Annotated in this window: 13 protein-coding genes; 6 read left to right on the top strand and 7 right to left on the bottom strand. The window is 47.3% G+C overall.

What is annotated here, in order from left to right:
• Nucleotides 1–12 precede the first annotated feature (12 nt).
• From BMW71_RS06455 to BMW71_RS06430, 6 genes are all read left to right on the top strand, one after another.
• Nucleotides 13–987: an NAD-dependent epimerase/dehydratase family protein gene (locus BMW71_RS06455; protein WP_092171106.1), complete on the top strand. Its 975-nt coding sequence runs from the start codon at nucleotides 13–15 to the stop codon at nucleotides 985–987.
• Between the two features lie 93 nt (nucleotides 988–1,080).
• The gene (locus tag BMW71_RS06450) at nucleotides 1,081–2,493 is read left to right on the top strand and encodes a tetratricopeptide repeat protein (RefSeq protein ID WP_092171103.1); all 1,413 of its coding nucleotides are present in this window, start codon (nucleotides 1,081–1,083) and stop codon (nucleotides 2,491–2,493) included.
• Between the two features lie 36 nt (nucleotides 2,494–2,529).
• Nucleotides 2,530–3,291, top strand: coding sequence for a phosphosulfolactate synthase (locus tag BMW71_RS06445; RefSeq protein ID WP_092171101.1), 762 nt, complete (start codon nucleotides 2,530–2,532; stop codon nucleotides 3,289–3,291).
• A 42-nt stretch (nucleotides 3,292–3,333) separates the two neighbouring features.
• Nucleotides 3,334–4,269 (top strand): DUF368 domain-containing protein, encoded by a 936-nt coding sequence (locus BMW71_RS06440; protein ID WP_092171099.1) that lies wholly within the window; start codon nucleotides 3,334–3,336, stop codon nucleotides 4,267–4,269.
• A complete protein-coding gene (locus BMW71_RS06435) occupies nucleotides 4,266–5,018 on the top strand; it encodes a shikimate dehydrogenase family protein (RefSeq protein ID WP_092171097.1) in 753 nt (250 codons plus the stop codon). Before BMW71_RS06440 ends, BMW71_RS06435 begins: the two co-directional genes overlap by 4 nt.
• A 196-nt stretch (nucleotides 5,019–5,214) precedes the next feature.
• On the top strand, nucleotides 5,215–6,576 hold the full coding sequence (locus BMW71_RS06430; protein ID WP_092171095.1) for a PhoH family protein: 1,362 nt from the start codon (nucleotides 5,215–5,217) through the stop codon (nucleotides 6,574–6,576).
• A gap of 2 nt (nucleotides 6,577–6,578) precedes the next feature.
• Here BMW71_RS06430 and BMW71_RS06425 read toward each other — a convergent pair whose 3' ends face one another.
• The 7 genes from BMW71_RS06425 to recG all read right to left on the bottom strand — a co-directional run bounded on the left by BMW71_RS06425 (nucleotide 6,579) and on the right by recG (nucleotide 14,039).
• Nucleotides 6,579–7,334 (bottom strand): LytR/AlgR family response regulator transcription factor, encoded by a 756-nt coding sequence (locus tag BMW71_RS06425; protein WP_092171094.1) that lies wholly within the window; start codon nucleotides 7,332–7,334, stop codon nucleotides 6,579–6,581.
• A gap of 127 nt (nucleotides 7,335–7,461) precedes the next feature.
• Nucleotides 7,462–8,196 (bottom strand): LytR/AlgR family response regulator transcription factor, encoded by a 735-nt coding sequence (locus BMW71_RS06420; protein ID WP_092171092.1) that lies wholly within the window; start codon nucleotides 8,194–8,196, stop codon nucleotides 7,462–7,464.
• 13 nt (nucleotides 8,197–8,209) lie between these two features.
• On the bottom strand, nucleotides 8,210–9,259 hold the full coding sequence (locus tag BMW71_RS06415; RefSeq protein WP_092171090.1) for a sensor histidine kinase: 1,050 nt from the start codon (nucleotides 9,257–9,259) through the stop codon (nucleotides 8,210–8,212).
• Between the two features lie 31 nt (nucleotides 9,260–9,290).
• Nucleotides 9,291–10,262 carry an AAA family ATPase gene (locus tag BMW71_RS06410; protein WP_092171088.1) on the bottom strand — a complete coding sequence of 324 codons (972 nt, stop codon included), beginning with the start codon at nucleotides 10,260–10,262 and terminating at the stop codon, nucleotides 9,291–9,293.
• A 136-nt stretch (nucleotides 10,263–10,398) separates the two neighbouring features.
• The gene (locus tag BMW71_RS06405) at nucleotides 10,399–11,007 is read right to left on the bottom strand and encodes a pseudouridine synthase (RefSeq protein ID WP_092171086.1); all 609 of its coding nucleotides are present in this window, start codon (nucleotides 11,005–11,007) and stop codon (nucleotides 10,399–10,401) included.
• Nucleotides 11,008–11,022: 15 nt separating this feature from the next.
• On the bottom strand, nucleotides 11,023–11,859 hold the full coding sequence (locus BMW71_RS06400; protein WP_092171084.1) for an OmpA/MotB family protein: 837 nt from the start codon (nucleotides 11,857–11,859) through the stop codon (nucleotides 11,023–11,025).
• Nucleotides 11,860–11,945: 86 nt separating this feature from the next.
• Complete coding sequence (gene recG, locus BMW71_RS06395; protein WP_092171082.1) at nucleotides 11,946–14,039, bottom strand: ATP-dependent DNA helicase RecG; 2,094 nt, start codon at nucleotides 14,037–14,039, stop codon at nucleotides 11,946–11,948.
• Nucleotides 14,040–14,048 lie beyond the last annotated feature (9 nt).

Genomic DNA, 14,048 nt, shown 5'->3' with positions numbered 1-14,048 from the left:
AAAGCTAAGGCATTGAAAAAGATACTCATTACGGGCATTACAGGTTTGCTAGGCAGTTACCTCGCAAAGGGTCTGGTCGGGAAAGCGGTCATTTCCGGTACGAAGAGGACCGGAAGTAGTACCTCCTTGTTGGGAAATCTGGCAAACGACATCGCCTGGTTTGAAGGAGAGATCACCGATGTGGAAATGCTGGCCGAGGCCTGTAAGGGGCAGGACCTGGTGGTGCATGCGGCCGGTTTGGTATCCTTTGACGATTCCCAAAAGGAAGCCCTGCTAAAAACCAATGCGTATGGAACCGCCTGTCTGGTGGATGCCATGCTTTCCCTGGGGGCCGGAAAGTTGGTCTTCATTAGTTCGGTAGCAGCCCTTGGGAGGCAGGAAAACCAATTGTCCATTTCCGAAGAGCAAAAATGGATCAATTCCGAACTGAACACTCCCTACGCCATTTCCAAACACCTGGCTGAATTAGAAGTCTGGCGGGGAGCGCAGGAAGGCCTGGAGGTCATGGTTTTCAACCCCTCCGTGCTGCTTGGGAAAATTTCCGACGAACGAAGCAGCAGCCAAATTTACCGCTATGTATTGGAAGGCAACCGCTATTATCCCAAAGGCAACGTCAACTACATCGATATACGGGATGCGGTACACATCATGCTGCGGCTAATGGAGTCGGGCCGTTGGAATGAACGGTACATCGTCAGTAACGAGAGCCTTTCCTACCGCGAATTTTTTGCGGAAATGGCACGGGTTTTCCAAAAAAATCCACCGTCCCTTCCCCTCAGCGATTGGCTGGCAGGATGGGTAGTCCGTTGGTCTCGGTTGCACAATCTATTTTCCCGAACCAAACTTGCGATCAGCCGCCAATCCGTTCGGGCAGCCCAGACGCGGGTGGGCTACGACAGCAGCAAAGTGCGAGCCGAAACCGGCTTCGTGTTTACCCCCCTGCAAGAAACGTTTCAATGGGCCCTTTCGGAACAGGATCAAACATGAGGAGCAGTAGCAAATCGGAAGTGAATTTATTTACGGAATATTCCCTGCAATAAAAATAATTGGTATCTTAAACGTAAAATATATATCAAACCTATGACAGGAGATTTTGACAATCATTCGGATCAGGAGAAGGAATTGGTACAGCGGTTTGAGAATTCCCTTAAATCTAATCTGGACCTATTTTTTGGTGAAGAAGAACTGGAGGATATCATCAGGTACTATCATGACCATTTAACGTACAAAAAAGCCCTCAAAACCTGTGAGTGGGCCTTGCAAAAATTCCCGTTTTCGGTGGAATTAAAGCTGTTGATGGCCCAATCGCTACTTTTTCTGGACGAGCTTGAAGAAAGTCTGGTGTTGTTGGAAAACCTGAATAACCTTTCTCCTAACAATGAGGAAATCGTCCTGACCATGGCGAACGCCCTCTCACTACTGGATCAATCGGAAGAAGCGATTCAGTTGCTAAATGGATTTCTCCCCCTGGCAGAAGACAAGGCAGAGGTCTACTACCTATTAGGTAATTTTTACCGCAATGAGAAAAAAATGGAAGAGGCCATCACCTGTTTCAAAGAGGTGGTAAAATTGAAAATCAACCACGAGGACGCACTTTTCCAACTGGCCATGATGACCGAAGCGGAAGGTTCCTTCGATGAAATACTGGATTTTTACCAGGAGTTTATCGATCAGGACCCGTACAATGCCAACGCCTGGTATAATTTGGGAGTGGTCTACAACCGATTGGGAAAATTTACAGAAGCGATCGACGCCTACGATTATGCCCTACTCATCGACGACACCTTTGCTTCGGCCTATTTCAACCTGGGAAATGCACTGATGAACACCCATCAGTACGAAAAAGCGCTGGAAGCCTATCAGAACACCATACACTGCGAAGGCAGCAACGCAGAAAACTGCTGCTACATGGCCGCCTCCTATGAGAAACTGGATCAAATCGACATGGCCTTCAAGTATTTCAAAAAGTCGGCAAAACTGGATCCTGAATACGACGATGCCTGGTTTGGGCTGGGCATGTGCATGATGAAGAAGAAAAAATATTTCGAAGCCATCCACTATTTCAAAAAGGCATTGAAACTTACAGCTGAAAACGCCAACTATTGGGTCGGACTGGCAGGTGCCGAATACGAACTGGGCAACCTGCAGGCGAGCTCGGAGGCCTACGAAGAGGCCATCAACCTGGAGCCCGGCATCATCGAAACCTATATCAACCTTTCGCTGATTTATTTTGATCAGAACCGGTTTGAGGAAGCCGAGGATGTCATCAAAGAAGGCATGGAGGAATTACCCGAAGAGGCCGAGTTGTATTACCGGCTGGTGGTCTACCTGATCAAGACAGGTAAATACAAAGAAGCCTTTTCAATTTTGGAAAATGCATTAACTTTGGACTTCGAAAAACACGAGTTGCTTTACGATCTGATGCCCGAACTCGAGCAGCAAAAAGCAATTTATAAAATCATCAATCAGTACAGAGAAGATTTTAAAAGATAAGATTCTTTTTTGTCGCTACTATCAAAATATCGTTGAATGAATTACGTTCTTAAGAGCATTCCTTCACGGACTGTGAAGCCCCGAAATTCCGGATTTACCATGGCCATGGACAAAGGGCTCAGTCTAAGAGAGGTAGAAGATTTTATTGAAGTAAGTGGGGATTATGTGGACATTGTAAAACTAGGTTGGGCAACTTCTTTTGTAACCAAAAAATTAAGGGAAAAAATTGATATCTATCGGGCTGCAGACATTCCCGTCTACTTTGGCGGTACGCTTTTTGAAGCATTTGTAATCCGAAATCAATTCGACGATTACGTTCGTCTTTTGGACGAATACCAACTCTCATTCGCTGAAGTATCCGATGGATCCATCACCCTGGATCACGGCCAAAAATGCCGCTACATCGAAACACTGGCCAAGCAGGTGACTGTCTTGTCCGAGGTAGGTTCAAAAGATGCCGCCAAAATCATCCCCCCTTATAAGTGGATCGAACAAATGCGAAAAGAACTGGACGCTGGCGCATGGAAAGTAATCGGCGAAGCCCGGGAAGGTGGTACCGTGGGCCTTTTCCGGGACTCCGGAGAAGTACGGCAGGGCCTGGTGGAGGAAATTCTCACGCAGATTCCGGAGGAACAAATCATCTGGGAAGCTCCCCAAAAAGAGCAGCAAGTCTGGTTTATCAAATTGCTCGGTTCAAATGTAAACCTTGGCAACATCGCTCCCAATGAAATCATCCCGCTGGAAACATTGCGATTAGGCCTGAGAGGAGATACCTTTGATTTCTTTTTAAATCTCTAAACGAGCTGTTTTTCATCGGATCAACTAAAATAAGGCCACACAATGAAGCGATTAGGCGATTGGATAATTTTGTTCCTTAAGGGAATGGGTATGGGAAGTGCGGATATCGTGCCGGGGGTTTCAGGAGGCTCCATCGCTTTGGTGACGCGGATCTACGAAGAACTACTGGAAAGTATCAATTCATTCGATCTGGAAGCCCTACAGCTACTCCGACGTCTGCAGTTCGTTTCATTCTGGCAACACGTCAATGGTGGCTTTTTATTGGTCCTATTTATGGGCATTTTCACGAGTATTTTCGCTTTCTCAAAAGCCATTACCTACTTCATCGAAACCCATCCTATCCCACTCTGGTCGTTTTTCTGCGGGCTGATTCTCATCAGTGCCATCGTTATTTTGCGGGATATCAAGCGTTGGAACCTACTGGCAATTCTAATGTTTCCCCTGGGCGCGGTATTGGCTTTTTTTATCACCGAACTTCCCCTAATGGCCTTACCGAACAACCTTTGGTTTACCTTCATTGCAGGCGCCATTGCCATTTGCGCCATGATTTTGCCGGGAATTTCGGGAAGCTTCCTGCTGCTCATCCTTGGCAAATACGAGTATATCCTGGCTGCCGTCAACGATCGAAATATCCTTATCCTGGCTACCTTTGCTCTGGGGTGTATCGGTGGTCTGTTGCTGTTCAGCCGGGTCATTTCCTGGTTTTTGAAAAACTATCACGCATTGACCCTGTCCTTTCTTTCGGGTTTTATGATCGGTTCGATCAACAAAATATGGCCCTGGAAAAAAGTGCTTTCGTACCGGATATCCAGTTCCGGTTTGCAAAAACCACTCCTTACCGAAAACATCCTTCCACACGTTTACCTGGTAGAGACGGGGGAAGAACCCGCCTTTCTTTTTGCCATTTTTGCATTCTTAATCGGAGTAATTTTGGTGGTAGGGATCGACCGGCTGGCTCATAATTTTTCTAGAGAATGAAAAAATACGGACTTATTGGATTTCCCCTGACACACTCCTTTTCGAAAAGCTATTTTGCGGAAAAGTTTCGGAGAGAAGGCATCGTGGATTGCCAATACGAACTGTATGAACTCCCGGAGATACAAGCCTTACCGGCAGTATTGGTGAATGAACCCGAACTGGTAGGGTTAAATGTCACCATTCCCTACAAACAAGAAGTCATTCCTTACCTGGATCGATTGGATCCCGCCTGTAGAGAGATTGGGGCGGTCAACTGCATTAAAATCACTCCACTGGAATTAATTGGCTTCAATACCGATTATTTTGGTTTTAAAACCTCGCTTTCAAACTGGCTCGGAATCGAGCGGCCCGGGGCGCTAATCCTGGGAACGGGAGGTGCCTCCAGGGCGGTTGCACAGGCCTTAAAAGACCTGAACATCTCCTTTTTACGGATTTCCAGAAGTCCCAACCCGGATTCGGGTACCACGCGATCGTATGAAGACCTCACTGCTTCCCCTCAATTGCTGCAGGAATATCCCTTGATTATCAATACTACACCGCTTGGCACCTATCCCAATACCGCCGACCTGCCGCCAATTCCACTTGCCGGGCTCGGACCGGAACAGTGGTATTACGACCTGGTGTATAACCCGGAGGAAACCAGCCTGATGCGCGAAGCCGCTCGAAGAGGGGCCAAGACCAAAAATGGGATGGAGATGCTGCACCTACAGGCGGAGGCAGCCTGGGAAATTTGGAACGAAGTCGATTGATTGTTTTCCGTCCAAATTATCCTGGCGCCATACCCCGAGCCGTATTGCCCTCTTGCTTGTAATTCACAGCTAATTAGCCGGTTAGCATTTATCGTTTTTTTCTGTCAAATTCAAGGGATATATTTCAGCGAATTCTTACCGCTTTTTCGATTAAAATAAGTATTATTAGTAGTCATTCCACTCCAATTTTGTTTGTATGGTGAAGAAAGCATCGACTCAGGAAAAAAAGATTTTTGTTCTGGATACTTCTGTCATTTTGTATGACCATCACTCCATCATGAATTTTGCCGAACACGACGTAGTGATTCCAATTACGGTACTGGAAGAGCTCGATCAATTTAAGAAGGGCAATGACACCAAAAATTTCGAAGCCAGAGAGTTCATTCGCCTACTGGACCGGCTTTCAAAGGATCAGATGATTCAGCATTGGACGCCGCTTAACGGGAAAACCAAAGGTTCCTTTAAGGTGATGATGAATCCGGACAACGCGCTCAACGCCAACGAAATCTTCGGCGAGGAAAAAAACGACCACAAAATACTGAATGCAGCACTTAGTGTGCGGCAAACCGAAAAAAAGCGCAAAGTAATCCTGGTCAGCAAGGACATCAACCTCCGACTTAAGGCCAAATCACTGGACATTCTGGCAGAGGACTACGAAACCGGTAAAATCAAAAACATTTCAGAAATTGAAAATACGGGCAAGGATGTCATTGAAAACGTCAGCCAGGACACCATCAATGACCTGTACGAAAAAAGCAGGCTGGAAGGGGCCGCCATTTTTGGCAAACGCCGCAAAACCATTCCCGCCAACAACACCTTTTATATTCTAAAAGGAAGCACCCCCAATGCATCCATCCTGGCGTTTTACCAGGCGCAAGAGAAGTCTTTTCAAAAAATTTCCAAGTCAAAAGCCTACAATATTAGCCCAAAAAATGCCGAACAGGCATTTGCCCTGCACGCCATCATGGACCCGGCGATCAAGTTGGTGAGTATTCAGGGTGTGGCCGGAACGGGCAAAACCCTGTTGGCATTGGCAGGGGCGCTGGAACAACGCAGTAATTACAAACAGATTTTCCTGGCCCGCCCCATTGTACCCCTGAGCAACAAAGATATAGGATACCTACCGGGAGACATCAAATCGAAGCTGAATCCGTACATGGAGCCGCTTTGGGATAATCTGAAGTTTATCCAAAACCAATACAAAGAGAGCGACAAAGAATACCAGCGGATTTCCGACATGGTAAACCAGGAAAAGTTAGTCATTCAGCCCCTGGCCTACATTCGTGGTCGCTCCCTTTCCAATATCTTTTTTATCGTGGACGAGGCACAGAACCTGACCCCCCATGAGGTAAAAACCATTATCAGCAGGGCTGGAGAAAACACGAAGATCGTCTTCACCGGAGATGTCTTTCAGATTGACACACCCTATCTGGACAGCCAAAGTAACGGGCTGTCCTATCTGATCGACCGGGTACGAAACCACCCTCTGTATGCCCACATCAAACTGGAAAAAGGAGAACGGTCCGAATTGGCCAATCTGGCAAACGATTTGTTGTAGGTTTAGCTTTCTGTAATGGTATTGAGCTTGGCCAGGAAGCTATTGTAATATTGCCGGCCTACCTGCACCACGTCCCCAGTCTTCAGGTTAATCTCCTTGGTATTGAAACTCTCAATTTGTCCCAACTGGACGATGTAGGATTTTTGCACCCGCAGAAAAAGGTTGGATGGTAATTTTTCCTCCATGTCTTTCATCGATTTTCGGATGGTAAAATTCCTGTTTTTCGTGAAAATGGTCACCATGTTGCCGTTGGCCTCCACATAATAGATATCCGAATAATCTACTCGTTCAAAGCTATTATCTGCTTTGATATACACGGCATCTACTACCAGGTAGGGACTTTCTGCGATCTTGGCGCTTGCCCCTTCTGAAAGGGCCGGTCTGGTTCGTTGGTTGTACAGCACGATTTCCACCATGGCGTGGATATCGTTGCTGTTGAAGGGCTTTACAATGAACCCCGCGGGATGCGTCCTTTTTGCGCGCTCGATGATGGCCGGATCGCTGTAGGAAGTGACGTATACGATGGGTGCATCCACCATCTGCTGGATGATTTCCCCAAGTTCGATTCCGTCCTTATCGCCCTTCAGCTTGATATCCATAAAGACCATGTCGGGACGGTATTTCTTGACTACTTTGATGGCCTGATTTGCCGAATTGGCTATGTCGATGTTTACATAACCTAAAAGCTGCAGAATTTCCTCAATATTTTCGGAAATATTTACATCGTCTTCAACGATAAGTATCCGTTCTTCTTTCATGGTCTGTTTTTTAAGGGAAAAATTTAAATAAAAGCTGTTTCGCCGAATTTACAAATTAAAACACAATTTAATGCAGCGATACCGCAATAAAATGCGCAAAAAAGATAAATGATTGGGCCTATCCAAATCAAAGACTCATCAAATCTTTAAATCGGGCTGCTTGCCTTCGGCTTACTTCAATCCGCTCGCCCCCCTTCAACGTCACCACCAAGCCACCGTTAAACCAGGGTTCGATGGATTCTACCCAACTCAGGTTGATGATGTGCTTTCGGCTTGCCCGGAAAAAAGACTTCTCATCCAATCGCTCATCCAATGCATTCAGTGATTTGTGAATCATGGGTTTGTTGGTTTCAAAATACACCTTGATGTAGTTCCCATCCGACTCAAACAAGCGTACATCAGAAAGCTTGACAAACCAGCATTTGTCGCCGTCTTTGACAAAGACCTGATCGCTAAGGGAAAGTTTACTCTTGGGGCTCTTTGAGGCGGATTCCTCCTCCTTTTTCAGGTCTTCCAACTTTTTCTCCAGCTTTTTCAGCGTGTCGGTCAAGCGCTCCGGCTCGATGGGTTTCAACAAATAATCCAGGGCATTTACCTGAAAAGCCTGCAGTGCAAACTCATCATAGGCGGTAATAAATACGACCAATGGAACAAAATCAAGTTCTTCCAGTAAATCAAAACCGGTTTTTTCGGGCATTTGAATGTCCAGAAAAAGTACCTCTGGTTGCAATTCTTCGATCTTCTCTTTGGCATCGTCTACATTCGTTGCCTCCCCCAATACCTCTACATTATCGTTTTGATTCAATAAATTAATGAGTTCCTTCCTCGCCAATCGTTCATCATCTACTACTAATACACGCATATCTTTACAAATTTTATTCTAAATTAACGTTTTGTTTTGGTATTTTAATTTCTGTAACGACAAATTCGTTCCCGTAATTAAATATTTTGAAGCTAGCCCGATTGCCATAAATCAATTTTAACCGCTGTATGGTGTTGGCTAAGCCATGCCCTTCCCCTTTCTTTTTGGGCGATTTGTCCTGCTTTAGGTGGCCGCTGTTTCTGACCCAAATATACAAATCATCCAAGAGACCTATCGTGCATTTTATTTCTATTAATCCGCCTTTCATCAAATTGGAAATGCCATGTTTGATCCCATTTTCCACGATGGTCTGCAGCATCATTGGGGGTATTTTGTAGTCGTAGGCTTTTTTTTCGACATCGTAGATTACCTTTAGCCGCTCCTCAAAACGTATGCTTTCCAAATTCAGGTAATCCTTGACGGTGTTCATCTCCTCGGCCAACGGAATGGTTTTGTGCTTGTCCATGATCAGCGAATACCTCAGAATATTGGAGAGCTGGGTGATGGCGGATTTGGCTTTTACCGGATTTTCGTCTACCAGCGCCCGGACACTATTCAATGCGTTGAAGATAAAATGCGGATTGAGCTGGTTGCGCAAATGGATTAGCTTGATTTCGTTGATCCTCGCCTGGTATTTCAAGCTGGAGTTGTAATTATCCAGAAAATAAAAAAGGAAGTACAGCAGTGACCACAGCGAATAAAACAGAAAACTGGTAAATAAATTGGCCAACAACACCAGCGGCCGAAAATCATCCATCAGGTGCAAGGTGCCAAAAATCCAATTGATCAACACTTGTACAAGCGTGTTCAAAAAACTCAGGATCAACACGGCGATCAAGACGTGGCTGATCAGGCGGGTAAGTTCAAAACTTAGCCAATTGTTATTTTTTATCAGAAACCGGAAAAAATGGGTAGACAAAAAATAGAAAATGGCCAGCGAAAAATAGGCGCCAATCTGTATCGGAGTAATCCCTCTGGCCAGCGATACAAAAAACAGGTTGACCAGCGCAAAACACAGCCAACCAAATATTTGTAACAGCCAATATAATTTGTGTTTATCCATTCAACGCCCTTCTCTCCAAACCCGCCTGCGACTAACGGATGCCCGCTACCTTGTTTAAAGGTATCTTGTCGAGTATCTTGTGGATCAAATCTCGGGTACTGACATTGTCTGCTTCTGCCTCGTAGTTGAGAATGATTCGGTGATTCAACACGTCTTCGGCAATGCCCTTAATATCTTCCGGCAACACATAGTCCCTCCCGTCCATAAAGGCAAGTGCTTTTGCTCCTAAATTCAAATTGATGGACGCGCGGGGCGACGCACCAAATTGTATGTACTTGGCCTCTTCCTGCATGCCGTATTTCTCTGGAAACCGGGTAGAAAAAACCAGTTCGATGATGTAATTCTCCAGTGCCTCGGCGATTTGCACCTCATTGATCGCATTTCGGATGGCAAAGATGTCTTCTTTATCCAGGATCGGGCGTACCTCCGAAGCAAAATGAGCGTTTGTCATCCGACGCATCACCTCCAACTCGTCCGAACGCGAAGGATAATCGATGTTTACCTTCATCATAAACCGATCCACCTGCGCTTCCGGAAGCGGATAGGTACCCTCCTGGTCCACGGGATTTTGGGTAGCCAGTACCAGAAAGGGCTTGTCCAGAAAATAGGTGGTCTCCCCAATGGTTACCTGCTTTTCCTGCATGGCTTCCAATAACGCCGATTGCACCTTGGCCGGAGACCGGTTTACCTCATCCGCCAGGATAATGTTTGAAAATATCGGGCCCTTTTTAACTTCAAAATCCGCATTAAGCTGGTTGTAAATCATCGTACCCACCAGGTCGGAAGGCAAAAGATCTGGCGTAAACTGTATGCGTTTAAAATCCAAATGAAGCACTTTGGACAAGGTATTTACCGTGAGCGTCTTCGCCAGGCCCGGAACCCCCTCCAGCAAGATGTGGCCGTTGGTAAACAGGCCGATCAGGAGCCGGTTGACCATCTTGTCCTGACCGACAACTATCTTTTTCACTTCTTGAATGACTTCCTGTATCTTCTCCTGATGCATGCTGATATGTTATGGTTATAATTAATTGGTTAAGTCTACCGGCTAAAATAGAAGCCTAAATTAGAATAATTCATGGTTTATCCCAATGCAGAACCTTTTCTTATTTTCTACCCGAATCAAATATTACCGTTTTTTTTTAAAAGGAACCCGGCCGAGACCGGGAAATTCCCAGCAAGGCATATACTTCTTCCTCGTTAAAGGCCCTTACCTCTCCCGACCGAAAGCCCTCCACCGTGAGCCCCTCTATTGCCCACCTCGCAAGGCGCAGCGTAGGAAACCCCACCGCTGCGGTCATTTTCCGTACCTGCCTGTTTTTTCCCTCGGTCAGGGTAAGGGCTATCCAGGTATCGGGAACTTGCTTGCGGTACCGGATCGGAGGAAGACGCTCCGGCAATAAGGTACCCGCTTCGGGATGAAGTCTGACGGTCGCTTTCGCTGTTTTGACTCGCTTCCCTTTGACTCGGATGGATGGCCCCTGCTCCAGTTGCCCCAACGCATGCGCCGAAATTTTCCCTTCCACCTGAACCCAGTACGTGCGGGCATGCGCGTGCACCGGGTCCAAAAGCAGGTGGTTTAACCTGGGATCGTTGGTAAGCAGCAACAGCCCTTCGCTATCCTTATCCAGTCTCCCTACCGGGTACACGTCGGATGGAAAGCCCCCAAGTGCAGCCAGGGTTTCGCCTTCTCCGCTAAACTGACTCAACACACCATAGGGCTTGTACAGCACATAATACCTGTAGTCCATGGGCCTTAGATCTCGTTAGTTTAGAAGCTGGAACAGCTCGTTCAGTCGAGGTGTCAGTATGATTTCTGTCCGCCTGTTTTTTGCCCGGCCGTCTGCCGATTCGTTGGATGCCTTGGGTTCATAAAAACTTCTTCCCGCTGCAATGACCCGCTCGGGCGCCACACTGAGGGTTCCTGTGAGAAGCCGGACAATCGCCGTAGCTCGGGCAGTGCTCAATTCCCAGTTGTCTTCAAACCTTCCACGTATCGGTACCGAATCCGTGTGGCCTTCCACCATAATCTGGATCTCCGGGCTGTTGTTCAAAACCACCGCCAGTTTTGCCAGTGCTTCCTTACCATCCTGATTTACCGTAGCACTACCCGATGAAAAAAGCAGCTTATCCTGCAAGGACACGTACAATTTCCCATCCTGCTCGTTGATCTGAAGCTCATCCGAACGATATTGCACCAGGGCCTTATCGATCGTAGCTTTCAAATTTTCCATCACCGAACGCTGCTCGTCCAATAGATTTTGGAGCAAATCCAATCGCTGTTGCTGCTCCGACAGGCGCTGCTCCTTTTCTGTCAACTCCTGCCTAACGGAGGAGGACGTGGACATGGCCCGATCCAGCCGCGCTTCCAGTTCTGCTTTTTCCTGCCGTTCGGCTACCAAATTCTCCTCCAGTTCTGCGTTCGACTGCCGCATGTCTGCCAGTTTTTGGAACGCACTATCCAGTTGATCTTCGGTATCTCTCAAGGAACGCATCATTTCAGCATTCCTTATGTTTACTTCGTGGTATTTCTTCTGTGGCACACAGGAACCGATCACCGAAACCCCAATTAAAAAACTGCCAATTATTACTTTTATCTTCATCGCTTAGCTGACTTTATGACAAAAACACCAAAAACGTACCAATTTACAGTGAATACAATTAAATATGCACCATTAGAAAGAATACCTTACGAAATTCTGCTCCAATTCAACTCATTTTTTCGCAATCGGGCTAGCTGATCGGCAATGGGCTTGTTTTCCGGAAAACGTAAATAGGGATCTTTTTCCAATACCGTTCGGGCTGCCTCCCTTGCTTGAGAGAGGATGGCTCCATCCTTGGCCAAATCAGCCACCTTCAGGTCCGTTATACCGGACTGCTGGGTTCCGGAAAGGTCCCCCGGACCCCGAATTCGCAAATCCACGTCGGCGATTTCAAAACCGTTGGAAGTCCGAACCATCGTTTCCAAACGCAGCCGGCTGTCCTTGCCCAGTTCGTACCTGCTCATCAGGATGCAGTAGGATTGCTCGGCTCCCCGGCCAACCCGTCCCCGCAACTGGTGCAACTGAGACAATCCAAATCGTTCGGCGTTTTCGATCACCATTACCGTGGCATTGGGTACGTTGACACCTACTTCGATCACGGTGGTAGCCACCATTATTTTGGTTTCGCCGGTTACAAAACGGTTCATTTCGTATTCCTTGTCAGCCGATTTCATGTTGCCATGCAATATCCCGATGGGGTATCCGGGAAAAGCCCGGCATACACTTTCGTAACCATCCATCAGGCTTTTCAGGTCGCTCTTTTCGGACTCCTCTATCAGCGGGTAAACGATGTACACCTGCCGGCCCTGTTCGATCTGCTTTTTTAAAAACCCGAAAACCCGAAGCCGATCCTTGTCGTACCGGTGCAGGGTCTGAATCGCTTTACGTCCGGCCGGTAGCTCGTCTATCACCGAGATATCCAAATCTCCATACAAGGTCATGGCAAGGGTCCGGGGAATGGGCGTGGCCGTCATCACCAGGACATGGGGATAAAAATCTTCGTTTTTTGCCCATAATTTTGCCCGCTGTGCGACTCCAAACCGGTGTTGCTCGTCAATAATGGCCAAGCCTAGCCGGTGAAACTTTACCACATCTTCCAGCAGCGCATGGGTGCCCACCAGTAAATGCAATGCTCCCGAGGCCAGTTCCCGATGTATCTCCTCCCGCTTTTTTTTACTGCTCGACCCAGTCAGCAAGGCAATCTTCAGCCCCATTTGTTGGGCATAGGGCATCAAGCCCTCGTAGTGCTGATTGGCGAGAATTTCGGTAGGGGCCATCAGGCAGGTCTGGTACCCGGAATCCACCGCCACCAATAGGCAAATAAATGCCACAATGGTTTTGCCGGAACCCACGTCTCCCTGCACCAACCGGTTCATCTGCAAGCCGGATTTCAAGTCGTTGTATATTTCGCGGATCACCTTCTTCTGCGCGTTGGTAAGCTGAAAGGGCAGAATATCGTGGTAAAAACGGGTAAGCAACCGCGTTTGATCCAAAACCCTTCCTTTGTATTTTTCGGTTCGAGCCAGCTTAAGCTTTAATAGGCGCAACTGCAAAAAGAAAAACTCTTCGAATTTCAACCGGTGCAAGGCCTTTCGTAAGGAATCGCTTCCGGAGGGAAAATGAATCTCACGGATCGCGTCCCGCTTTGGTAGCAATGCCAGCGACTCAATCAGGGCTGCAGGAAGGGTTTCCGGGAGTTTGGGCAGGGCAAGGGGAAGCAGCCCTTTTAACATTCGCGAGAGGCCTTTGCTATCCAGAAAGCGGTGCCTGAGCTTCTCGGTGGTGGGATAGACCGGCTGAAAAAACGGCGCCTGATCCACAGTCCCACCTAGCGGCTCCAAATCCGGATGTGCCATGCTGAACTTGCTACCAAAGCGCTGCGGCTTTCCAAAGGCCACCAGGGGAACTCCCTTTACTAATTTCTTGCTGACCCAACTCAGTCCCTTAAACCAGGTGAGTTCGATGGTCCCGGTTTCATCGGCAAACTGGGCCACAAGCCGTTTTTTCCTTCCCTCACCAATAGACTGAACCGACAGAACCTTCCCGACGACCTGCACCAGTGGAAGGTCCGCCTGAATTTCCCTAATTTTGTAAAACCGGGTTCGATCCTCGTACCGAAACGGATAGTGTTGAAGCAGTTCACCAAAAGTGAAGATATTCAGCTCCGAATTTAGCAAAGCTGCTTTTTGAGGTCCTACTCCCTTCAGGAATTCGATTTTGGTATCAAAAAATCCGGACAAGGTTTACGC

It is taken from the genome of Cyclobacterium xiamenense (genome assembly GCF_900109255.1).
Taxonomy (GTDB): Bacteria; Bacteroidota; Bacteroidia; order Cytophagales; family Cyclobacteriaceae; genus Cyclobacterium; species Cyclobacterium xiamenense.
Note: the sequence above shows the minus strand (reverse complement) of the source record. Positions and strands in the feature narration are given on the sequence as shown.